This is a genomic window from Deinococcus sp. AJ005 (genome assembly GCF_009017495.1).
Taxonomy (GTDB): Bacteria; Deinococcota; Deinococci; order Deinococcales; family Deinococcaceae; genus Deinococcus.
Genome location: NZ_CP044990.1, coordinates 205,001 through 225,133, shown reverse-complemented (window position 1 = coordinate 225,133; position 20,133 = coordinate 205,001). Strand labels below are relative to the sequence as shown.

Annotated in this window: 21 protein-coding genes (1 of these 21 running past the window's edge); 5 read left to right on the top strand and 16 right to left on the bottom strand. The window is 64.8% G+C overall.

Going from position 1 to position 20,133, the window contains the following annotated elements; all coding sequences use genetic code 11:
* Nucleotides 1-57: 57 nt before the first annotated feature.
* A complete protein-coding gene (locus tag DAAJ005_RS03145; RefSeq protein ID WP_151845843.1) occupies nucleotides 58-903 on the bottom strand; it encodes a CoA ester lyase in 846 nt (281 codons plus the stop codon).
* Complete coding sequence (locus tag DAAJ005_RS03140; RefSeq protein ID WP_226342542.1) at nucleotides 896-1,948, bottom strand: NAD(P)/FAD-dependent oxidoreductase; 1,053 nt, start codon at nucleotides 1,946-1,948, stop codon at nucleotides 896-898. The genes DAAJ005_RS03145 and DAAJ005_RS03140 overlap by 8 nt, the downstream gene beginning before the upstream one ends.
* Before the next feature lie 143 nt (nucleotides 1,949-2,091).
* On the opposite strand from DAAJ005_RS03140, the gene paaI reads away from it, so the two are divergent.
* Nucleotides 2,092-2,457: a hydroxyphenylacetyl-CoA thioesterase PaaI gene (gene paaI, locus DAAJ005_RS03135; RefSeq protein ID WP_192930839.1), complete on the top strand. Its 366-nt coding sequence runs from the start codon at nucleotides 2,092-2,094 to the stop codon at nucleotides 2,455-2,457.
* Here paaI and DAAJ005_RS03130 read toward each other — a convergent pair.
* The 3 genes from DAAJ005_RS03130 to DAAJ005_RS03120 all read right to left on the bottom strand — a co-directional run bounded on the left by DAAJ005_RS03130 (nucleotide 2,454) and on the right by DAAJ005_RS03120 (nucleotide 4,854).
* Complete coding sequence (locus DAAJ005_RS03130) at nucleotides 2,454-3,563, bottom strand: DUF4357 domain-containing protein (protein ID WP_151845840.1); 1,110 nt, start codon at nucleotides 3,561-3,563, stop codon at nucleotides 2,454-2,456. The two genes, paaI and DAAJ005_RS03130, sit on opposite strands and share 4 nt — an antisense overlap.
* A gap of 43 nt (nucleotides 3,564-3,606) precedes the next feature.
* The gene (locus tag DAAJ005_RS03125; protein ID WP_151845839.1) at nucleotides 3,607-4,422 is read right to left on the bottom strand and encodes a BTAD domain-containing putative transcriptional regulator; all 816 of its coding nucleotides are present in this window, start codon (nucleotides 4,420-4,422) and stop codon (nucleotides 3,607-3,609) included.
* 162 nt (nucleotides 4,423-4,584) lie between these two features.
* On the bottom strand, nucleotides 4,585-4,854 hold the full coding sequence (locus tag DAAJ005_RS03120) for a GlsB/YeaQ/YmgE family stress response membrane protein (RefSeq protein ID WP_151845838.1): 270 nt from the start codon (nucleotides 4,852-4,854) through the stop codon (nucleotides 4,585-4,587).
* 569 nt (nucleotides 4,855-5,423) lie between these two features.
* On the opposite strand from DAAJ005_RS03120, the gene thrB reads away from it, so the two are divergent.
* On the top strand, nucleotides 5,424-6,335 hold the full coding sequence (gene thrB, locus DAAJ005_RS03115; protein ID WP_151845837.1) for a homoserine kinase: 912 nt from the start codon (nucleotides 5,424-5,426) through the stop codon (nucleotides 6,333-6,335).
* A 15-nt stretch (nucleotides 6,336-6,350) separates the two neighbouring features.
* Here thrB and DAAJ005_RS03110 read toward each other — a convergent pair whose 3' ends face one another.
* A complete protein-coding gene (locus DAAJ005_RS03110; protein WP_151845836.1) occupies nucleotides 6,351-6,560 on the bottom strand; it encodes a hypothetical protein in 210 nt (69 codons plus the stop codon).
* A gap of 134 nt (nucleotides 6,561-6,694) precedes the next feature.
* Between DAAJ005_RS03110 and DAAJ005_RS03105 the strand changes: the two genes are divergently transcribed.
* Nucleotides 6,695-7,867 (top strand): aminotransferase class I/II-fold pyridoxal phosphate-dependent enzyme, encoded by a 1,173-nt coding sequence (locus DAAJ005_RS03105; RefSeq protein WP_151845835.1) that lies wholly within the window; start codon nucleotides 6,695-6,697, stop codon nucleotides 7,865-7,867.
* 9 nt (nucleotides 7,868-7,876) lie between these two features.
* Here the strand turns inward: DAAJ005_RS03105 and DAAJ005_RS03100 are convergent, their stop codons facing one another.
* The gene (locus DAAJ005_RS03100; protein WP_151845834.1) at nucleotides 7,877-10,507 is read right to left on the bottom strand and encodes a DEAD/DEAH box helicase; all 2,631 of its coding nucleotides are present in this window, start codon (nucleotides 10,505-10,507) and stop codon (nucleotides 7,877-7,879) included.
* Nucleotides 10,508-10,558: 51 nt separating this feature from the next.
* Nucleotides 10,559-10,780, bottom strand: coding sequence for an exodeoxyribonuclease VII small subunit (gene xseB, locus DAAJ005_RS03095; RefSeq protein WP_151845833.1), 222 nt, complete (start codon nucleotides 10,778-10,780; stop codon nucleotides 10,559-10,561).
* A 34-nt stretch (nucleotides 10,781-10,814) separates the two neighbouring features.
* On the opposite strand from xseB, the gene DAAJ005_RS03090 reads away from it, so the two are divergent.
* The gene (locus DAAJ005_RS03090; protein ID WP_151845832.1) at nucleotides 10,815-11,477 is read left to right on the top strand and encodes a flavin reductase family protein; all 663 of its coding nucleotides are present in this window, start codon (nucleotides 10,815-10,817) and stop codon (nucleotides 11,475-11,477) included.
* Between the two features lie 11 nt (nucleotides 11,478-11,488).
* Here the strand turns inward: DAAJ005_RS03090 and DAAJ005_RS03085 are convergent, their stop codons facing one another.
* The 4 genes from DAAJ005_RS03085 to DAAJ005_RS03070 all read right to left on the bottom strand — a co-directional run bounded on the left by DAAJ005_RS03085 (nucleotide 11,489) and on the right by DAAJ005_RS03070 (nucleotide 16,400).
* The gene (locus DAAJ005_RS03085; RefSeq protein WP_370519753.1) at nucleotides 11,489-12,112 is read right to left on the bottom strand and encodes a DNA-3-methyladenine glycosylase; all 624 of its coding nucleotides are present in this window, start codon (nucleotides 12,110-12,112) and stop codon (nucleotides 11,489-11,491) included.
* Between the two features lie 8 nt (nucleotides 12,113-12,120).
* Entirely contained in the window at nucleotides 12,121-13,182 is a 1,062-nt protein-coding gene (locus tag DAAJ005_RS03080; RefSeq protein ID WP_151845831.1) for a hypothetical protein, read from the bottom strand.
* An 85-nt stretch (nucleotides 13,183-13,267) separates the two neighbouring features.
* Complete coding sequence (locus DAAJ005_RS03075) at nucleotides 13,268-14,374, bottom strand: hypothetical protein (protein WP_151845830.1); 1,107 nt, start codon at nucleotides 14,372-14,374, stop codon at nucleotides 13,268-13,270.
* 220 nt (nucleotides 14,375-14,594) lie between these two features.
* On the bottom strand, nucleotides 14,595-16,400 hold the full coding sequence (locus DAAJ005_RS03070; RefSeq protein WP_192930838.1) for an HSP90 family protein: 1,806 nt from the start codon (nucleotides 16,398-16,400) through the stop codon (nucleotides 14,595-14,597).
* A 240-nt stretch (nucleotides 16,401-16,640) separates the two neighbouring features.
* Here DAAJ005_RS03070 and DAAJ005_RS03065 point away from each other — a divergent pair, with 240 nt between their 5' ends.
* Nucleotides 16,641-17,081: a YbaY family lipoprotein gene (locus DAAJ005_RS03065; RefSeq protein ID WP_192930837.1), complete on the top strand. Its 441-nt coding sequence runs from the start codon at nucleotides 16,641-16,643 to the stop codon at nucleotides 17,079-17,081.
* An 80-nt stretch (nucleotides 17,082-17,161) separates the two neighbouring features.
* Here the strand turns inward: DAAJ005_RS03065 and tmpR are convergent, their stop codons facing one another.
* The 4 genes in view from tmpR to DAAJ005_RS03045 are tightly spaced (at most 59 nt apart) and all read right to left on the bottom strand, a layout consistent with a single transcriptional unit that may run on beyond the window.
* Nucleotides 17,162-17,878 carry a bifunctional dihydropteridine reductase/dihydrofolate reductase TmpR gene (gene tmpR / locus DAAJ005_RS03060; RefSeq protein WP_151845827.1) on the bottom strand — a complete coding sequence of 239 codons (717 nt, stop codon included), beginning with the start codon at nucleotides 17,876-17,878 and terminating at the stop codon, nucleotides 17,162-17,164.
* Nucleotides 17,875-18,282 (bottom strand): NUDIX domain-containing protein, encoded by a 408-nt coding sequence (locus DAAJ005_RS03055; protein ID WP_151845826.1) that lies wholly within the window; start codon nucleotides 18,280-18,282, stop codon nucleotides 17,875-17,877. The genes tmpR and DAAJ005_RS03055 overlap by 4 nt, the downstream gene beginning before the upstream one ends.
* A 59-nt stretch (nucleotides 18,283-18,341) precedes the next feature.
* Entirely contained in the window at nucleotides 18,342-18,950 is a 609-nt protein-coding gene (locus DAAJ005_RS03050; protein ID WP_151845825.1) for a hypothetical protein, read from the bottom strand.
* Nucleotides 18,941-20,133, bottom strand: the 3' portion of a protein-coding gene (locus DAAJ005_RS03045; protein WP_192930836.1) for a site-specific DNA-methyltransferase. It continues 649 nt past the right edge of the window; the window shows 1,193 of its 1,842 coding nt (coding positions 650-1,842); its start codon lies off the right edge, out of view — the gene reads right to left on this strand; its stop codon occupies nucleotides 18,941-18,943. The genes DAAJ005_RS03050 and DAAJ005_RS03045 overlap by 10 nt, the downstream gene beginning before the upstream one ends.

Here is a 20,133-nt window from a genome sequence, read left to right as displayed (position 1 = left end):
TGGTGTTGGACGCAGTTCAAATATGTCTGGAATTGTCAGTGCTGGTGGTCTGAACGGTCAATGACCCGTTCCTGATGCGCTGTCCTGGTTGCCTGCCCACAGCGCCAGAATCTCTCTGGCCTCATCGGCGTGCATCTGCTCAACAAGTGAGCCGTCGTAAGTCACGACGCTTTTGCCAGCAGTCCGTCCCTCTTCCCAGGCGTCCAGCAACGCGCGGGCCTGCTGCGCCTGCTCGTCGGTGACGCCATAAGCGGCATTGGCGGGGGCAATCTGGTCCGGATGGATCACGGTTTTTCCAGCGAAGCCCAGCGCGCGGCCCTGTTCGCATTCGCGGGCAAAACCCGCCGGGTCACGCACATCGTTGAAGACGGCGTCCAGCGGCAGTTTGCCGTGGGCGCGGGCCGCCAGCACCACCGCCGAGAGGGCGTGCAGCAGGGGCAAACGCTCCGGGTGTGGGCCAGTTCGCAACGCGCGGGCCAGATCGTTTGCGCCCACCAGCAGGCCCGCCACCCCCGGCACGGCGGCGATGGCCGGGGCGTTCAGCACGCCCAGTGGGGTCTCGATCATGGCCCACAGCGGCCTGCCCAGTGACAGTTCTTGCGCGGCGCGGGCGTCCTCCACCTTGGGCAGCACCAGACCAGACGCGCCCGACAGCAGCGCCATTTCACGGTCCTCATGTTCCCACTGGGTTCCCAGGCCGTTGACCCGCACCAGCACGGGAACACGCCAGCCGCCCGCCAGCAAGGCCGCACGCACGTTCGCATGGGCCTCGGCCTTGTGTTCTGGGGCCACGGCGTCTTCCAGATCCAGAATCACGGCGTCGGCGGCCAGGGTGCGGGCTTTTTCGATGGCGCGGGGTTTGTCGCCCGGTACATACAGCATGGAACGAAACGGTTTAAGCATCGCCGTTCATGCGCGCCGCCAGTGCCCAGCCGCTCAGCAATGCCGCTTCCACGCGCGGGCCGTGATCGTCGGGGGTGAAGCCGTCACCGCACAGACCCAGGCCATGTGGGGCGTCCCAGAAGCAGGGACCAGAGGCACGGCGTTCGGGGGTGGCGTAGCGCCAGCGGTGGGCAAAGGCATGGGCCATCTTGATTTCCTCGCCCAGCACGTCCGCCGCCGCTGCCAGCAGTTCGGGCAGGACTTCTTCGGGACGGCGTTCCAGATTGGCGCGGGACCACGCCGCCGAAGCTTGCAGCATCAGCGCGGGCGGGTGGCCTGCGGCACGCTTGGTGTCTTCGCGGGCGATCCACTCCAGTACAGGATGGTTTTTGAGACTCAGGGCAGGCCAGTCGGCTTTAGTCTCCTGCTCCAGCACCATCCCTGCCACCCAGCATGGGGCGTAGGCCACGCGGCGCATCTTCTCGGCAGCCGTCTTCAATTCCTCCAGATCGTCCGCGCCGCCCAGCAGCAGCGGTTCCAGCAACGCCAGCACCTGCGGGGCAGGCAGGTTCAGCACCAGCCGCGCGGCCTCCCCTGCTACGCCGTCGCGTGAATGCACGCGCCAGCCGCCGGGCAGGCGTTCCAGACTGCTGACCTCCAGCCCGGTCTGCACGTCCAGCCCGCGCGCCAGCTCCCGACCCAGCGTACTCATTCCAGCAGGCGGGGCGTAGCGGGGGTGGCCGTCCTGCGGCGGGGGCGTGGTCTGGCCATCCTCCCAGGCTGCGAAGCCCCGCGCCCAGACACGGTTCCAGCCTGCCTCCACGCCGCCCTCAGCCAGGGCCACGGCGCGGGGATGACGGGCGGTGAAATAGCGTGCGCCGTGGTCCAGCCGGGCCTCTGAAAACTGGGCCTCGGGCGACGAGGTCCGGCGGGTGGCTGCGCGGCCCGACACCCCGCGCGACTTGTCCAGCACCCGCACGCCCAGGCCCCGGCCCTGCAACTCGTGGGCCAGCGCCAGCCCCGCCAGCCCCGCACCGACGATCAGCACGTCTGTTTTACTCCGCACGGTCAACCCCTGTGCGCTTGAGAGGACGCGCCGCGCCCGACACCAGTAAAAAGGGCAGCAGCGCCAGCAGGAATTTCAGAGGCCGTTTCATGCCGCCCAGGGTAACGCGCCATGCTCTAGCCTGCCTGCATGAGCCAACCCATATGAACTACGCCGATCTGCTGGGACTGAGCGTGCTGGAGGCCACGCCACAGCGCACCCGCGTGCGCGCATCTGTGACTGCTGCGGGCCTGAACATGCACGGTACCGCGCACGGCGGCCTGATCTTCAGTCTGGCGGACGAGGCGTTCGCGGTGATCAGCAATCTGGAGGCGCAGGCGGTAGCGGTGGACACCCACCTGAGCTTTTTCCGCGCCGCGAAAGTGGGCGACGAACTGGTGGCCGTCGCCACCCCGGAGCGCGTGGGCCGCACCCTGGCCACCTACCGCGTGGAGGTGCGGCGAGGCGAGGAGGGCGATGTGCTGGCGCTGTTTACGGGCACAGTTTCGAGGCGGGTGCGGGAGGCTTAAACGGGTTTGGGACGGTAATCCTGGGCTGGGCGGCCCTGGGCGTCTTTCCAGCAGTCCCAACCATTACGAGAAGCTCCGGCAATATCCACGGCTGAAATGCTGGCACTCCCATAAACCACATCCTTCACGTATTCCAGCAGTTCAGCGTTTTTCTCAACGAGTTGTCCAGCCTCCAGGCTGCTTTGCCTGCGGCCTTGAATGCCCTTCGCATTAGTTCCGTTTTCGCCCAGCACGCGGTTTAGAGCCGTACTTCCCGCCTTAACAGTCCAACTTCCATCGGCGGGCTTATAGACAGCGTGGGCTTCGGCCCCAAGAAGGCAGTAGGTGAAGTGGATTTCTCCGGCATCAGTAGCTGATGGCTGAGCTTTCTGTAATGGCTGGGGCTTGAGCAGCTTGCAAGAGTTTGTTGACTCCGCTTTCTGCACGGCAATCCCCAGCAGCACGTCCCGCTCAGTCTCTGTAATGAGGCCAAGTTGTTTGGCAAATTTGACGGCACTCTCAAACGAACCCATATCGTGTTCTTTTTGAAAGATCTGAATCAGCGGCGTTTTCTCCTTCAGAATGCGCGCCTCGTCCAGCCGTTGCTGCTGACGGTTTTTAATGCCCTGAACGGCCTCAGCGAAAGCATCTGCACGCCACATCTCTGCGTCCAGCAGCGCAACCAGATCATCGGCGAAAGTCTGCCATTTTTGATCCAGTTCCAGTTTCAGCACCTCATGATCCTCAAATGTGCCGCCTGGATTATGCATCCGGTCTAATACCACCCAAACCCTGCCGTTGGTCAGCATCGCCCAGCGAGTTCCCTCGCCAGCAGCGTAAGTCACCACTTGCTCATAGGGCTTGCCTTTCAGTGAGATGCCCGCACCCTTCAACTCCAGTGCAAACTTTCCCTTACCTGCACGGATCAGGAAATCCGAACGATTGCCGTTACCGTTGGTTTCCTCCGGCACCACTTCCGCCGGGTTCCAGATGTCGAATCCGGCAGCATGGAGCAGACGCAAGACGATGGCCTGACGTACCACGGCCTCGCCAGGCTTGGTGGCGTCCGCCAACCAGCCTTGGATGGCCTCTACCGCCTCCCGAATCCTTTCCTGAACGCCTGACATGTACCCATGAGTTTAGCAGCGCCCGGCAATGGAAAATTTAGAACTATTTCCCGGTCAGCAGGTACGGCCCGTGATCGCAGGGACGCTCACCAGCTTTCAGCCGTTCGGCCAGATCCACAGTGTCCTGCATGGGGGTGTCGCCGACTTCCTCGGCCAGATAGTGGCGGTAACGGCGGTAATGCTCGATGCCGGCGTATTTATCCCGGTTCATGGTCAGGCAGACCATCAGACGCTGGTGGTGGTCCTCACCGATCAGCGGGTCCGTCTCGGCAGCGCGGACCAGCGAGAGGGCGGCCAGCGGACATTCACGCGCGGCGCAGTGCAGCATCGAAAGGGTCAGGTGGCCCTCCACGACAGCGGCGCGGTGCTGGCTGCGGGCGGCTTCCACCCACTCGCCCTGAAGATGCGGCAGGTATTCGCCGTCGGCACTGGCCAGGGCCTGCCGAAGCAATTCCTCCTGCTGGCGCGGCTCGGCGCTGGTTCTGGAGGCCTCCAGCGCGTGATGCAGGGCATGGGTATCGCTGGCAGCCATCAACTCCGCGTGCAGGGTGTAACGGCCCCGCTCGTCCACCACGGCGTCGGGGCGGCCCAGCGCGGTGCGCAGGCGATGCAGCGCCACCCGGAAGCGGTTGGCGGCGGCGGGGGTGTCCTCCAGATCCCACAGTTCGGCCAGGATGTCGTGGCGGTAGCGCCCCTGCGGATAGGCATGCAGATACCACAGCAATTCCTCGGCGCTGCGGGCAGGCCACACCACGCTCACGCCGTCCACGATCACATCGGCGTTTCCCAGCGAGCGCAACAGATAGCGCGGCGGTGGGATGGCGGCGGCCTGAGTGGTACAGATCTGTTCATGAAGCATGATGATCCTCCCTGTCCGTACTAATTCTGACATTTCTACGGAAGGCAGGTGTCCCCTTTAAGAACCGATGGGAATGATCTGCGAAAGCTTTTTTGAATTGAGGAGATGGAGGCATAAAAAAACCGGACACCACTTGGATGTCCGGTCAATTGGAGTGAAGGCTTAGCGCAGAACCTTGACGGCCTTGAGGATGGCGATCAGAATAACGCTGCCGACCACGCCCCAGATAATGCTCCAGAAGCTAAAGCCGCCGCCCGCCGCATTTGCGCCGCCGATGTTCAGCAGGCCAGCGAAGATCCACTGGGCCAGCACTGCGCCGACGATCCCGATCAGGATATTGGCGATTGCGCCCTGTTGCGCGTTGGTGTTCATGATCATGCTTGCCAGCCAACCGCAGAGCGCACCTACCAGAATAGTGATGATCCAACCCATGTTCGTGACCTCCTGTTAAAGTCGTTAGATTTCCAACGTGAAACGCTCGTTGTGGCTGAAGCATGAAACTGTATGGAAAGCCCAATTGAATCTGGTCATACATTCTGAAGGTGCCGAAAAGGTGAAACGCCTGACTATTCAAGTCCGCTTAAGCTGTCTTCTCAGATATCAGTCATGCGCCGCTCATTTCTGATGTTGCCTTGACGTTTCAGGGGATCGGCTACGGGGGTCAAGACCGTCCTGCTTTGATGCCAAGCGCTGTCGAAAAAAACCAGCGGCGGTTTGTCCTGTCGGCAATCGGTGGTCTGCCAGCCACCCTCTTGCCGTGAGCTGCCCGGACCCGTCAACAAGCCCCCATGAGAACGTCACCCCTCTGTGGTGCAGCCCTGCGAGTCCCGCTCAGTGTGTCGTATAGGAGGGGCACAGGCATTTGTCTTACCTCTGCGTCCACCTGTCTGCCGGGGACGGCTAGCATGGGCGCACACATCCGCCCGGCCCAGCGTGGCCCCGCGACTTTTTCTGGAGGCCCCCACCGCTATGCCCGCACCCCTCAGCCCTGACCGTCCATCATGACCGCCTTTACCGTGCGCGCCCCGGCCAGCAGCGCCAACCTGGGACCGGGTTTCGACAGCCTGGGCCTGAGCGTGCCGCTGTATACCACCGTGAAGGTGACGCCGGGCGACGTAACCGAGGTGGTCCCGCACGGCCCAGAGCTGGAAGGCACGCCCGCCGACGAGAGCAATTACGTGTACCGGGCGATGTTGCTGGTGGCCAAGCGCACAGGACTGACCCTGCCGCCTGCCCGCGTGGAAATCACCACGGAAGTCCCGCTGGCACGCGGCCTGGGCAGCAGCGCCGCCGCCCTGGTGGCCGGGATCGTGGCCGCCAACGAGCTGCTGGGCCGCCCGCTGGACACCGACGCCGTGCTGGACGTGGCCGCCCGCGAGGAAGGCCACCCCGACAACGTGGCCCCGGCGCTGTTCGGCGGCATCGTGGTGGCGACATTGGACAAACTGGGCACGCATTACGTGCGGCTGGACCCCCCCGCGAATCTGGGCGTAACGGTGCTGATCCCCGATTTTGAGCTGAGTACCAGCAAGGCCCGCGCCGTGCTGCCCCGCGAGTACAGCCGCGCTGATGCCGTCCACGCGCTGTCTCACTCTGCGCTGCTGGCCGCCGCACTGTCTCAGGGGCGTCTGGACCTGCTGCGGCACGCCATGCAGGACTACATCCACCAGATCTGGCGCGCGCCGCTGGTGCCGGGGCTGAGCGACATTCTGGAGGATGCGTGGCGACACGGCGCACTCGGGGCGGCGCTGTCCGGCGCTGGGCCAACCGTGCTGTGCTTTCACGACACCCGCGAAAGCACCGCGCCGCTGCACACCTACTTAACTAGCGTGATGCACAAAAACGGCCTGGACGGGCGGGTCATGGACTTTCCGATTGATACGCAGGGAACGCTGATTGAACGCGAGGGCTGAGCAGGCACTCCCCCCCTATTCCATACCTGCGTTGCCCGTCTGCTTGATCAGCTCCATCCGGCCCACCGCTTCCAGCCAGTCTTTCTCGTTGATGGCGGTCACGTCCTGACCCGCGTAATGCTCAGAGAGAACCTCGCGCATAGCCTCGGCCTCGCGCAGGCTGGTGGCCTCGCGGCCCATGCGCTCCAGAATGGGGTCCAGGCTCATCGTGCGGCTAATTTGCATGGCTGCACGCTAGCGGCTGGGCAGGCTGGAGTGCGTGAGGACGGGGCAGGACGTTCTTTAGAGGCAGGCTGAACTGTCTGCCCGCCGATACTGTTGCCCTGACCTTGATGGCCCGGATGCTCTAGCCTACCCCCATGTGGATGTCATCACGGGCCGCCGATGTGCCAGGCAGTGTGTTTGCTTTGATGGACGCGGCGAAAAGCCGGGCGCGGACGCGTGGATTGAATGTGGTTGACCTGAGCATCGGCAGCAGCGATCAGTCGCCCCCCGAAGTGGTCCTGGAAGCATTGCGCGAGGCCACCCGCGATCCGCTGACCTACCGTTACCCGCTGTTCAGCGACACCGCGCCGCTGCGCGAGGCTGCCGCCGCCTATCTGCTGCGCCGCTTCGGAGTCAGGGTCAATCCCGAAACCGAGGTGCTGGCCCTGATCGGCGCGCAGGAAGGGCTGGCCCACCTGCTGCTGGCCGTGACCGATCCCGGTGACACGCTGCTGCTGCCCGATCCAGGCTATCCCCCGTATCTGGGCGCGGCGGCGGTGGCTGGATTGAAAACCGTGCCGCTGCCACTGCTCCCCGAGCGCGGTTTCCTCCCCGATCTGGATGCCCTTCCAGCCGATCTGCGGCCCCGCGCCCTGCTACTGAATTATCCCAACAACCCGACTTCAGCCGTGGCAGATACGGCCTTTTTTGCCGAGACCGCTGCGTGGTGCCGGGCGCGCGGCACCCTGCTGATTCACGATCATCCCTACGCTGAATTGACTTACGACGATTACCGCGCCCCCAGCGCCCTGGAAGCGGGATTGGACGGCGTGGTGGAACTGCATTCGCTAAGCAAGACGCACCATATGGGCGGCTTCCGGGTGGGCTTCGCCGCCGGGGACGCCGGAGCAATTGCCGCGCTGGCCCGCGTCAAGGGCGCGGTGGACTTTCACCCCTACCTGGGGATTCAGCGTGCCGCTGCCCTCGCCCTGGGCTTGCCGGATGAAGTGGGCCGCACCGGAGCCGCCATCTTCCAGGCCCGCCGTGACGCTCTGGTTCCCGCCTTACGCGCTCTGGGCTGGGAAGTTCAGTGGCCCCAGGCCAGCATGTATGCCTGGGCGCGGGTGCCGGGCCTGACCGACAGCGTGGCCTACGCCGTGCGTGCCGCCGAGGAATCCGGCGTGGTGGTCAGCCCCGGACGTGCCTTCGGATCGCGCGGCGAGGGCTTTGTGCGCTTTGCTCTGGTGCAACCGCCGGAGGTTCTGGTGCAGGCGGCAGGGCTGCTGGCGGGGATGGAAGTGAATCAAATAGCTGTCAGCGGAAAGTAACTCGGCAAACTACCCCGCCCCCACTCCCGGCCCCCGCTCAATCACGCTCAGCCCCGCAAACTTCAGCAGCAACCGCTTCTGCCCCACGCCGGGGAAATAGACCAGCACCTCACGCTTTTCGCCCTGATGGAAGCCGCCCATGAACACGCCATCGCCGAACTTGGCGTGATGCAACCTCAGCGGCTGGGTACTGCTGACCGCTCGCTGGAGTTCGCGGCTGGGAATACCTAGGCGGGCGCTGACTTCGGGCAGAGACAAGCCGTGCAAGTCCAGCAACTCGCGTGCTTGCAGGGGCCATGACGGGGCCAGTTCGGGAACGGGTTCGGGGGTGGCGGCTTCTGCTTCCGGTGTAGGCTGCACGCCCAGCAAGTTCTCCAGAAACAACTTTGTGGCGTGCTTGTCAGTGGGGCGTCGCTCTCCACTGGGCAGATACGGCGAGTAGCAGCGCGACACGGCGATACACTCGTAACAGCCTTCCGCGTTCTTGCAACATGTTTTAGAACACAGGGCCAGCGCACGAACCAGCAGATCGTCTAGTTGCTCGTAGGCGCGGCGCGAGACGCCCAGGCCACCCAGCCAGTCGTCGTAGAGAAAGAAGTAGGCGTCATGGCCGCCCCGGAAGGCTCCGGCCAGATCGTTCTCATCGCAGGCCACCCGCTCCGGCGTGACTTTTTGTAACAGGTGCTTGAGGGTATGGGCCACCGCGCTGGGACGCTCGGTGGCGCGCGCGTCAAGGCCGATTTCCAGCGCGCTGGTGCGGAAGGGTGGCAACTCGGTGGGCGCGTCGTACAAGTGTTCGGACAGCTTGTGGTCCTGCATCCGATCCTGAATGCGGCCCCCGCAGCGGACGCAGGTGCGTTCGGCGGGGCCAGGATCGCGGTCACAGCCCACGCAGACGCGCTCGAAGACCTGCCGCAGCATCTGATACCCGGTATAGCGGCGGCGGATGCTGACCTCGCCGTGCCGGTACGCCAGAGGCCCACGCCGCTGCCACGGTGTCATCTGGCCCGGCGTGACCTCAATGCTGTACAACCCGCGCGTGAATAGGTTCTCGGCACTGAACCGCTCCACCACAATCGCGGTTCCGACGGGGTGTTTTTCCCAGCGCAGCACCTTGTACCCCTGGCCGTCCAGCGTGAACACCGCGCCCTCGTGCTTCTCGGTCAGGGCGTAATGCTGGCTGGGCGATTCCAGCGGGGCGTCCAGCGCCTTCACGCCCAACTTTTCCCAGTCGGCAGCCTCCACCACGGCGTATTTCAGGCTGCCCTCGCCGCGCAGGTTCCAGTATTTCTGCGTTTCCACGGCGGCCAGATGCGGCCCCGGCAACCCCGCCGCGCCATATTCCTCGTTCTGGCGGGCGCGGTGCCGGGGTGACAGATACGGATTGGCCGACTCCACCACCGCCTTTTCAATCGGGCCAGTCAACAATTCCAGAAAGTTACCAGAGTTGCTGTAAAAGGCGTCTGCGGGCTGCGGCACGCCCTGCTCGTTCAGCGCGGGCAGATACAGCACCAGCCCCGGCGCGATTCGCCCGGCGCGGCCCGCCATCTGCCGGAAGGCCATGCGAGAACCTGGATAGCCGTCGATGATCACCACCTCCAAGTCTCCGATGTCTACCCCGGCTTCCAGCGCGTTGGTGGCGAACATCACGCCACTGTTCGTGCGGCGGAACTCGGTCAGGCGGCCCTCGCGGTCACTGGTTCCGGCCATGTACAGGTGGGCGTGACGAGCGTAAGCGGGCTGCGTTCGGTACGTCCCGTATAGCCGCGCGGCCCGACTGCGGCCCCGGAAAAAGGCCAGCACCTTCAGGTCATAGCGCTGAGACGCCTCCATCACGGCATTCCAGAAACGGCGAGGCTGCCCTCTGTGATCCGCCAGATAAAAGCGTTTGCCGGGCTTGGCCGCGCCCGATTCGCTGACCTCTACCGCGTCCACGCCGATCAGTTCGCGGGCAAATTCGGCGGGGTTGCCGATGGTGGCGGTACTCAGCACCACCTGGGGATCGGCCCCCAGCGCCCGCGACAGCTCCAGCAGGCGGCGCAGCATCCCGGCCACCTCCGAACCGAAGCCGCCCCGGTAGGTGTGGGCCTCGTCCAGCACGATAAAGGATAGGTTTTTGAGAAACTCTCGCACGCGCGGATGGGTGAGGGACCAGTGCAGCTTGTCCGGGGTGGCAGTGACCATTCGGACACCATCCGCGAAGGCATCGGCGGCCTGTGCGCTGCTCTGAAACGCGCCGATATCCCAGCCGAAGCCGCCCTTTTCCTTGAAGGCCAGCAGCTTGTCACGCTGGTCCTGGCCCAGCGCCACGAGTGGGTAAACGAAGAGGGCTGTGGCTTGTGGATCGCGTTCCAGCCGATCAAACACCGCCGGAAAGAAGGCCCCGGTCTTGCCGCTGGCCGTTGGGGTGGTCACGATGACGTGCTTGCCCTCGCGCATCAATTTGTACGTCTCGGCCTGATGCGCGTAGACCTGACCAAAGCCGAAGCCGCGCGCCACGCCTGCAGACCAGCCCAGTTCGTCCACTCCCACGGTGCGGGCGGGGGCGGCCTCTTCCTCGTGCAGCCGCGTCGCGCCGCCGCCCAGGGTGTCGCGCAGAAACCCCTCCAGGCGGGCGAACGGGGAACGGGTGGGCAGCATCGGGGCCTAGTTTAGACGTGTTGGGCGGGGGGAAAAGTGCGCGGTGAAAGTCTACTCCTCGTCTTCTTCCGGCTCTCCCCCATCCGCCCAATCACCTGCCAGCACGGCCCGCACCGCTTCAATGCGTTCCCGGCACTGCGCGTAGGCTTCGCGGGCCTCCTCCAGCAGCGGCAGCACGCGGTCCAGATCGGCCTCGCCCGTTTCCAGCTCGGCGGCAATCCGCGACAGGCGGGCATAGGCGTCGCGGTAGGAGGTCTGTGTATCGGCGCTCATGGCCTGCCATGCTAGCGCCCGCTAGGGTGGGGCAATGGCCCTGCCCACTGGTTTCAAACATTTTGACCTGACCGAACTCCCCAACTCCGCCCGCTACAAGCTGCTGACGGCCACCGTCGTTCCCCGGCCCATCGCGTGGGTCTGCACACTGGGTGCGGACGGCACACCCAATCTGGCCCCCTACAGCTTCTTCGGCCTGATGGGGTCCGATCCGCCCATCGTGGCCTTCGCCCCTGGCAACCGCGCAGACGGCACGCCCAAGGACACGGCGCTGAACATCAAGCCCGGCGGCGAGTTCAGCGTGAATCTGGTCAGCGCGGCCCTGGCGCAGGTCATGAGTGACACGGCCACCGATTTCCCGCACGGCGTGGCCGAGACGACGAAGCTGGACATCCAGATGGAACCCGGCGTCAAAATCGCGGTCCCTCGTGTGCAGGCCAGCCCCGTCACGCTGGAATGCCTGGAAGTCCAGACGATACAGATCGGTAACACCCGCATCGTGCTGGGCCAGGTCATCGGCCTGAGCCTACGCGCCGACGCCGTGCTGGACGAGGCACAGCAGTATGTGGATACGGCAGCGCTGGACCTGATCGGACGCATGGGCGGACGCGGCGGCTACACGCGCACACGCGACGTGTTTGAGATTGGGCGGATGACGTATGCCCAGTGGCAGGAACAGGAAAGCTCTAAAGACTGAGCCGCCTCGTGTCAGCCAATCGGTTCCCCACCCGCCTTGACCCGGTGGCTGTCGGCCCATAGGTAACGGGCAGCCAGCGTGCGGTACGGCGTCCACCCGGCCAGCACCTCGTCGGCTGGCGCATTCGGGTACAGCCGCGCCAGCCCCTGCCGCAGCGCCAGATCGCCGATGCTGAACACGTCGGGGCGGGCCAGGGCGAACATCAGAAACATCTCAGCGGTCCAGCGGCCAATGCCGGGTAGCGGAACCAGGGCGGCAATAACTTCCTCGTCGGGCAGCGTGGCGATGTGGGCGAAATCCACCGTGCCCGTCTGGGCGGCCTCGGCAATCGCTGTTACGGTTCGCACCTTGGCCCACGACAGGCCCGCCGCGCGCAGATCGTCGCCGGGGGTTTGCAGCAGTGTTCCAGCGTCCAGCGTGCCCAGACGTTCCAGCAGACGGGCATGGATGCTGGCGGCGGCCTTCACGCTGAGTTGCTGGCCGTTGACGCTGCGGATCAGGGTGCTGAAGGGATCGGGCGTGGGCGTCACCACAGGCAATTCGCCGTTGCGGGCGATCAGCTCCTGCATGGTGGGATCGCCGCTCAGGTGCGCGGCAGCGTCGGCGTGATGCAGCAGCGGCACAGGAGTGGGCACGCCCGTATTCAAGCGCCTTCACCCATCGTTTGCGCCAGCTTCTGGGTGTAATAGGGCGTGCCGTTGCGCCCGTCGAACTGCGCCGCCAGGGAGCATGCTTTGCTCAGATGCAACAACAGCCGCTCAGAGACCGAGTACTCGCCGCCCTGCTGCCAGCCCTCGGCTTCAGGCGGAAGCGCCAGCGTGACCGTCTCACCCTCCAGCTTGCTGAACAGCAATGCAGACGCCGCCTGGTAGTTCATCTGCGAAAGCCACTCGCGGCTCTGCTCGGCCCAGGGCAGATGGCGGGCGTACCAGTCCAGCCCGGCAGACGTGTCCGTGAGGGCCAGAAATTCCAGATGTTCGGCCTGGGTGCGAAGAAAATCCGGGTTCCCCTCCACCATCTTGCGGCCCTTGACCGCATACCCAAGAGCGAGTTCATGTTCACCCTGACGCAGCAGGGGCTGAAGCAGCGTGCCGTACGTCAGGTGCGGGATTTCCGCGCAGCTCATTCTCTTCTTCAGGATGGCCTGGCCCTGCTTGAGACAGGCCGCGTCATCGCCCATGAACAGGTGATATTCCGCGTGGGTCTGTGCCTCGCAGGCCGAGCAGTCGCTCAGCAGGTCGTCCTTGGCAAACTGCCACACGGTAAAGGCCCGCTGCGCCGCCGCGTGATCGCCCGTGTGCATCGCCAGTTGCATCTGCATATACGGGATGCTGCTGGCCCCGGCTCCCAACTTGCGGGCGTACTGCGCGTAGCTGGCGTGCAGCTCATGGACACGGCCCAGCGGAAACTGCGGGAACTGCTGCGCCGCGCTCAGCACCCACTTGTGATCCCAGGCCAGCGTAAAGTCGTCCACCTCGTCCGGGTGCTGCGCCGCGTAATGCTGGCACCACGCGAAGGCCGGGAACATCTTCTCAGCCTGCCCCGACATGGTGGCCGCCTCGATTAGGGCGATACGGGCGTCATAGCTGGCCTCCCCGTCGCCGCTCAGGTCAGCCAGGCGCACCGCTTCCTCGGCGGCGGCCACCCGCTCCGGGCCGTAGTCCATGTCCTCTTGCTGCTCCAGAAGTTCGTAGGGGTCGGTCATGGTGGGGCCTCCTTGAAGACTGCGTTACAGGTTTGGGCTACTAATCTGGGCCAAAAGCCGACTCTTCTGAATGGCAATCTGCGGCTCACGCTTTTGCTGGTGGTGCAATCCGCGCCAGCGCCAGCACCATGTCCACTTCCCGCCGCTGCTGCGCGGTGCCGTTGCGGGCATCGAACAGACTGGCAAGGCGCTGCGCCTCACCAAGATGGTGATTCATACGCTCCCCGGCGCTGTACTGTCCGTCCTCGGCATAACCTGAGACAGTGGGCGCGAGCCTGATGGCGTAGGTCTTTGTCTGATCGCCGTTCCAGAGGACAGTAAACAGCACGGCGGCAGCGGCGTGGAAGGTCTGGGCCGCACCGAGTTCCCGTGTCTGCTCGGCCCAGGCGACGTGGTGGGCGTACCACTTCAGGGCCGCGTTAGGGCTGGTCAGCGCCAGGTATTCCAGGTGCCGCGCCTGCGCCCACAGGTGATCGGGATCGCCCGATACGCTCTGACGGTTGCGGGCGGCATGCTCCCCGGCCTCGTCCCAGCGGCCCAGGCGTATCAGCGGGGCCAGGGCCAGGGCGTGGGTGCCGGTGGGGATATGGGCACAGGTCATGCGCCTGTCCAGAATGTGCTGAATCTGCCCCAGCGCGGCCTCGTCATTACCGCAGAACAGATGGTAATCGGCCTCGATCTCGGCTTCGCAGGCTGGGCAGGCGCTCAGCTCGTCGCGCACGGTGCTGGTCAGCCGTTCAAAATGCCCGCTGGCTGCCGCGCCGTCACCTGTGTGCATGGCGTACAGCAACCCCACAAAGGCCTCGTTGTGCCTGCTGAGGCCCAGATCACGCATCCGGCGGGCGTAGTCCTCGTACAGCGCCATCAGACGCGGTGTGGGAATCTGCGGAAAGGTGCGCCCGGCGTTGACCACCCAGCGGTGGTGCCACAGCAAATCCTGCTGCTCGCCCTCGTCCAGCGCCTCCGGGTGACGGTCCGCGTAATCGCGGCACCAGCCGAACGCCACTAGCATCTTCTCGCTCTGGCCCACCGCATGGGCGCTGTCCATCAGCATGCGGCGGACGCGGTAGCCCTCGGCCTCGTCCTGCATCAGATCGGTCAGGCGCGACGCTTCCTCGATCAGCGCCAGTTCCTCCGGGCAGCGGGGCAAATCGTCGATCCGGTCATACAGGTCTTGAAGTTGTTGGGACATGGGAAGTTTCCTTTTGGTGGGGATGGAAGCTGAGATGAAAATGAGGTACTTGCAAGTTGTTTGCGGGAGTGGCCTGCCCGGTGGCCGCCTTACCCCCGCCGCCTTCGCAGCGTCCCTCTCGTGCCGGGCTGTACCCATCCCACAGGTGGAGAGATGAAAGGAGGGGCAGGCAGGGTCAAGTCGCTTCTATCCAGCCTGAGTGCTTTCAGATGCCGCCCGCTCAGTTCAGGCGCGAGACGCTTTCCCGCTCGCCCAGCCCGGCCCCGGCCAGGGCGTCGCCAATCAGATCGGCGAGGCCGCCGTTGAGCAGGGCCAGCTCGCGGGTGGTCAGAGGGTGCTGGCCGAGGAGCAGCGCCTGGACATACAGCATGCCCAGCACCCGCCGCAGCAGAGGAGCGTCGGGGAGGCGCGCGGCCTGCTGGATCAGGGGGTGGGCAATGTTGAAATGCACCTCAATCGCCGCCTCCTGACCCCCGGCCCCCAGGTCGCCCAGCAGGTCCGCCCACAGGCCACCACCCGCGCCGCCCATCTTCTCGCGGGTGCGGGCCAGTTCGCGGTGTGGGCGCGCGAAGGCCAGCGCGGGCAATTCGGCAGGGTCAAAGCGGCTCACGCGGGCCTCGGCGTCCAGCGGCAGCAGCGTGTCGCGGGCCACCTCGCGCAGCGTGGCCGTCTGGGTCAGTTCCTGCGGGGTCAGGGCGCTGAATTCCTGCACCAGATCATTGGGGCTGAGTTGCGTGAGGCGCACACCCGGATTCAGCGCGGCGTAGCGCGAGAGCAGCGCAGAGTCGTAGGTGTAGATGGCCCGGACAATCGGCGTTTGCCCAGGCAGGGCCAGTTGCGCGGCCTGACGGTACAGGTTCAGATCGCCCGAGAAGCGAATTTCGGGATGCTCCTGGCTGCCCAGCGCCAGGTATTCGGGCAGGGCCAGCGAACCCGCACTGGTCTCGAAGGGCAACCAGGGCATGAAGAGCTGCAAGAAGGCGTCGTCCTCGGCGGCCAGCGCCTTGATGCTCAGAAAATGCAGCTCGATCAGACGGCGTAGCGCGGCGGGGTCACGCGCGGCCAGCTCCACCAGGTAAGCGCGGAGTTGCCCGGCGATTTCCTCGCGGGCGGCCCACAGATCGCCGTCGTCGCGCAGGGCGTCGCGGGCGGCGTTGGGCCGCAGCCCCTGGCCATCCAGCACTGCCCGGATAAAGAAAGCCCAGCGCGGCGTCAATTCCTCTTCCCTGTCCGAGAGCAGCATGTGCCGCACGTAGACGCGGTGCTGCCCGCGCCGCTCCAGCGTGGGCGTCCAGGGCAGGATGAAGGCCACCCCGCGCACCTGTCCGGCCCCGGTGTCGATATCCACGAAATCCAGCGGCGGCACGCCCAGCAGCTCCGCGCCGTAGGCCATCACCGCCGCGCGCCTCGCTTCCTCACCGTGCGACGTGTCCAGCCAGGGTGCGCCCTTCCCGTTGACCGCCACACCATTCACCGCCACGGGGAAGGGCAGCAGCCCGCCAAAATCGCCTGCCCACTCCGAGACCCGCTCTGGCAGCAGGTATTCGGCGCGGCCCTCACGGGCGCTCAGCGTGACGCGGGTGCCGATGGGCGTATCGGCGGGGCCGTCTTCCAGGGTGTAGGAACCGTCGGCGCGGCCCAGCCAGCGCAGGGGCGGCGTGCCGGAAGCGCTGCGGCTGACCAGCTCAATCTCCTCGCTGACCAGAAAGCATGCCAGCAGGCCGATACCAAATTGCCCGATCAGCTCGATGTTGCCGCGCTTGGAACTGCGCCCGATGGTCGCCAGAAAGGTGTGAATATCGTCCGGGGTCAGGCCCACGCCATTGTCGGTGAAGGTAAGGGTCTCATTGCTGATCTCAAAGCCCAGCGCGGGCGAGAACGCCTCGCCGAACCCCTGCTGACGGGCGCGGATGGCGTCGATGCCGTTTTGCATCAATTCGCGGACATACACCTCGGGACCGCTGTACAGGTGTTCGCTCAGCAGATCAATGAGTCCGCCGAGATCCACGGAAAAAGAATGAGACATAACTGCCATTGTGACAGACTCGGTCAATTATGTCCACAACTAAATACGTAGCATCACATAGCGGCTTTGGCATAACGCCCCTAAGTGTGCCGGCATAGCCTCAGGCCACCTTTTTCGGCGATGCCGTGCCGGGTTCTGAAGATCAAATCAACATCCGATCACAAAGAAATCAGCCCCAGCCCCCACCATGAAGATATGAGCCGCCCTGTTTCCTTTTCCCTCAGCCTCAGCCTTTGTGGCATGTTGCTGGCTCCCTCTGCCCTGGCCCAGACCCAGATCGGCGGCGTGACCCTGACCCCGATCAAGCCTGCGGCCACCGCGCCAGCCACCAGCAACCAGGACGACTACAACCGCGAGTCCATCCCCAAAGGCTACCGCGAGGTCAGGGGACGAGTGATCGGCCCCAGCGAGGGCCTGCGCTTGCCCGCTGGCAGCCAGATCATGGTCCGTCTGGTGGACCTGACCGCCGCCAAATCGCTGGTGGATATTAAATTCAGCACCACCCGGCTGTCTACGCCGTACCAGATGGTCTACAACCCAGTTCGCCTGAACGCCGCGCACAAGTACGCGGTGCGGGCCACCATTGCCGACAAAAACGGCAAGGTGCTGTACTCCAGCACGGATACGGCGCTACCGGACGGCGTGCGGGTCACACTGAATGTGCCCGTGACGGTGCGCTGAGCCAGGGCAACCGCGACACAGAGTAATGAGAAGAGGCCGGAAGCGACTGTCCCGGCCTCTTCTCTGTCGGGCACCGCCATTTACAGATTCCAGCCTCCGGCCACTTCCAGCTCCTGCCCGGTCACATAGTCGCTGGCGCGCACGAAATACAGCGCGGCGTCCACCAGTTCGGCCACCGTTCCCGCACGCCCAGCAGGAATCTCGCGCAGGGGCTGTGACACGCTGGTCTCGATCACGCCGGGGCTGACCACGTTCACGCTGACGCCGCTGCCTGCAAGTACAGCCGCCAGCGAGCGCGACAGTTGCAGCACCCCGGTCTTGGCGATCACGTACGGCACGATGCCGGGGCGCGCCGTCAGGTTGTGTGCGCCCGCATAGCCCAGATTGACGATGCGCCCGAATCCCGCAGAGCGCATCAGCGGTGCGGCCTCCTGGCAGGTGGCAAAGGTGGAGGTGAGGTTGCTGCCCAGCATCTCGGCCCACTCGGCGTCACTTGTGTCCAGCAGCGGTTTGTTCACGTAGTTCCCCACGTTGTTGACCAGCACGGCCAGCGGCGATCCGGCAAAGGCAGCGTGCGCCCGGCGCACCAGTTCGCGGGCTTGGACGGGATCGGCCACGTCGGCCTGCAAGGTCACGGCCTGCACCCCGGCCTCCTCGCACCGTTGCGCGGTTTCCTCAGCCTGATCCGCGCTGCCCCGGTAATGCACGGCGACGTGGTAGCCCTCGCGCGCCAGAGCCAGCGCCAGCGCCCGCCCGATGCCGTGGGCCGAGCCGGTGACCAGCGCCGTCCCCTTCATCCTGTCCGGCGCTGCGCCAGGGCCACCAGCGTCTGCGTGTAGGTGTTGAGCGGGTAAGAGGTAGCCTCCTCCAGTGTCACCCAGGCCCATTCCTCGATTTCCTCGTTGGGCGCAACTTTAGTGCTGTCCGTCCGGGCAAAATAATCGAACAGCAGCATGTGGCTGGGCTTGTGGAACTCCGGTGAGAGGACTGCCTCCTGAGTCTGGGCATATTCGATATCGCGCAGCAGTAACCCGGTTTCCTCGCGGAACTCGCGGGCCACGGCGTCCAGCAGAGTCTCGCCCCAGTCCACCTTGCCGCCCGGCACGCCCCATAGCCCGCGCCATTTCGTCGTTCGGGCCAGCAACACGCGCCCGTCCCCATCCGACACCAACGCCCCTACACACACCAACGGCCTGTCCATGCCCCCCAGGCTACGGCGAAAAGCCGGGCCAGGATGTGGGGCTGGCCACGGCAAAGTCTTTACGACAGCAGCGGCAGCAGTTCGGCCAGCGGTGACAGATCGGCCAGCTTCAGGTCTGCCACCCGCCGTTTCTCACCGTTATAGACGATAAATCCCGAATCCAGCAATTTCTTTTCGGAGGCCCAGCCGATGATGTAGGCGTGGGTCGAGGCAGCCACAGTGGTTCTCGGTTCACCCTCCAGCCGGTAATGGAAATACACCTGAATATTGATGTCGCGCGGCTCCCGGCGGTTGAAAGCGGGCCGGAACTGCCCCGGAATCGCCCCAATACCATGCCTATACGACAGCGAGGACTTCACCGAGCATTTCGCCGGGGTGCCGTCCCTGCGGCGCACGAGAATGTCGTGGCCCGCGTCGGGCGTCGCAGCTTCTTTATCCACGGCTGAGACGGCATATTTACCCTGCGCGGTCAGGTACGCGATCACCGCCAGTTCGGCGATCTCGCCCATCAGCAGGTTGTGGTACTTCTCCAGCGGATCGCGGCCATGCAAGTCGGCGCGGTCCCGCACATGCGGCAGCAGCCGCGCGCAGGTGATGGCAGCCGTCTGAACCATCGTTTCGGATACCAGATCGCGTAGAGGAATGGCATCTGCAGCGGTCAGGGGCATTTTCCTCCAAACGCTTCACGAAGCTCTGCTGGGACGGCGCAGACGGTCACGTTCTCCAACTCGAAGTCCACTGCTACCGATGACCAGCTATAGACGATGACGGGCCGCCCCGCCGCCTCAGTCAGCCGCCGAACCTCATCCAGCACTTCAGGGCTGCTTGCGGTCAGATAGAACAGGACCAGCTCATCGGCCCAGTGCTGCTGGAAGTCGCAGTCCGGGCGATATTCACCCAACGCCTGAAGATGACGTAGTTGCAGGGCGAACCAGACCTGTTCATGGGCCGTCTCCCCTGCTGGAAGTTGGGTGGCACGCAGATAAGCGAAGTCTCCGCCCAGCCCAGGCACCTGCACCGGGCCGGAGCGCGTGCGGTGGCCGTAGCCCTGGATGGCCCGGCTGACCCGCTCGCGCGTCACCGACTGGCACAGATTTTTCTGCGGTTCCTGCGGCGTGGCCTCGGTAGAAGACGCCAGAATGAAGCGGCGATTCGAGGTTTCGTCAGCAGCGTTCAGTGCCAGGACAGCGTGTGCAGTGGTCCCGCTCCCCGCAAAAAAGTCCAGCACAGTGTCGTCCGGGCCGGTGGCCTGTGCGATCAGCGTTTGCACCAGCGACAATGGTTTGGGGTAGCTGAAGCCCACGCCCGCCGATTGCAGCATCTGCCCCAGCAGGGTGGTTCCCTCAGCATTCAGGCCACTGTGTAAAACGGTTCGGTCCTCTGCCCCGTCATCCTCTTTGAGGCCTACGATCCAGCTCGAAATCGGCTTGCCGGCCCGTCTAATCTGCGAGCGGAAGCGCTTGTAGCCGGGCGTGCCGTAGCCGATGCGTTTACCGACGTACTGCGATAGATAGGCGTTTTCTTCCTCACGGGTGTTGTACAGACCCAGTTGCAGAAAGTGCGGGGCCTGTCCCTCGTAGATGGCCGCGCGCAATTCCTCCAGTGTGGCGTAACAGGCGGTGCGGTCCTTTTTTGGGAAGATCACCCGTCCCTCGCGGATCAGTTGCTCCATCGTCTCACGCCGCAGCTTCTGGCCCGGCTTTACAAATTGCTCGGAGGCGAAAGCCCAGACCCGCTTGGGATTGGGAGCGTACCAGACGTCCTGCTGAGGGTCATGAACTGGATAGAAGCCGTTTGGACGCGCGCGGTAGTCATGGGACTTGGACAGATCACCGCGCTTCCAGGGATCGG

Excerpts from the sequence above, each read along its gene's own strand:
- DAAJ005_RS03145 (WP_151845843.1), bottom strand. The coding sequence starts at position 903 with ATGCTTAAACCGTTTCGTTCCATGCTGTATGTACCGGGCGACAAACCC.
- paaI (WP_192930839.1), top strand. The coding sequence starts at position 2,092 with ATGAACTACGCCGATCTGCTGGGACTGAGCGTGCTGGAGGCCACGCCA.
- DAAJ005_RS03130 (WP_151845840.1), bottom strand. The coding sequence starts at position 3,563 with ATGTCAGGCGTTCAGGAAAGGATTCGGGAGGCGGTAGAGGCCATCCAA.
- DAAJ005_RS03125 (WP_151845839.1), bottom strand. The coding sequence starts at position 4,422 with ATGCTTCATGAACAGATCTGTACCACTCAGGCCGCCGCCATCCCACCG.
- DAAJ005_RS03120 (WP_151845838.1), bottom strand. The coding sequence starts at position 4,854 with ATGGGTTGGATCATCACTATTCTGGTAGGTGCGCTCTGCGGTTGGCTG.
- thrB (WP_151845837.1), top strand. The coding sequence starts at position 5,424 with ATGACCGCCTTTACCGTGCGCGCCCCGGCCAGCAGCGCCAACCTGGGA.
- DAAJ005_RS03110 (WP_151845836.1), bottom strand. The coding sequence starts at position 6,560 with ATGCAAATTAGCCGCACGATGAGCCTGGACCCCATTCTGGAGCGCATG.
- DAAJ005_RS03105 (WP_151845835.1), top strand. The coding sequence starts at position 6,695 with ATGTGGATGTCATCACGGGCCGCCGATGTGCCAGGCAGTGTGTTTGCT.
- DAAJ005_RS03100 (WP_151845834.1), bottom strand. The coding sequence starts at position 10,507 with ATGCTGCCCACCCGTTCCCCGTTCGCCCGCCTGGAGGGGTTTCTGCGC.
- xseB (WP_151845833.1), bottom strand. The coding sequence starts at position 10,780 with ATGAGCGCCGATACACAGACCTCCTACCGCGACGCCTATGCCCGCCTG.
- DAAJ005_RS03090 (WP_151845832.1), top strand. The coding sequence starts at position 10,815 with ATGGCCCTGCCCACTGGTTTCAAACATTTTGACCTGACCGAACTCCCC.
- DAAJ005_RS03080 (WP_151845831.1), bottom strand. The coding sequence starts at position 13,182 with ATGACCGACCCCTACGAACTTCTGGAGCAGCAAGAGGACATGGACTAC.
- DAAJ005_RS03075 (WP_151845830.1), bottom strand. The coding sequence starts at position 14,374 with ATGTCCCAACAACTTCAAGACCTGTATGACCGGATCGACGATTTGCCC.
- DAAJ005_RS03070 (WP_192930838.1), bottom strand. The coding sequence starts at position 16,400 with ATGTCTCATTCTTTTTCCGTGGATCTCGGCGGACTCATTGATCTGCTG.
- DAAJ005_RS03065 (WP_192930837.1), top strand. The coding sequence starts at position 16,641 with ATGTTGCTGGCTCCCTCTGCCCTGGCCCAGACCCAGATCGGCGGCGTG.
- tmpR (WP_151845827.1), bottom strand. The coding sequence starts at position 17,878 with ATGAAGGGGACGGCGCTGGTCACCGGCTCGGCCCACGGCATCGGGCGG.
- DAAJ005_RS03055 (WP_151845826.1), bottom strand. The coding sequence starts at position 18,282 with ATGGACAGGCCGTTGGTGTGTGTAGGGGCGTTGGTGTCGGATGGGGAC.
- DAAJ005_RS03050 (WP_151845825.1), bottom strand. The coding sequence starts at position 18,950 with ATGCCCCTGACCGCTGCAGATGCCATTCCTCTACGCGATCTGGTATCC.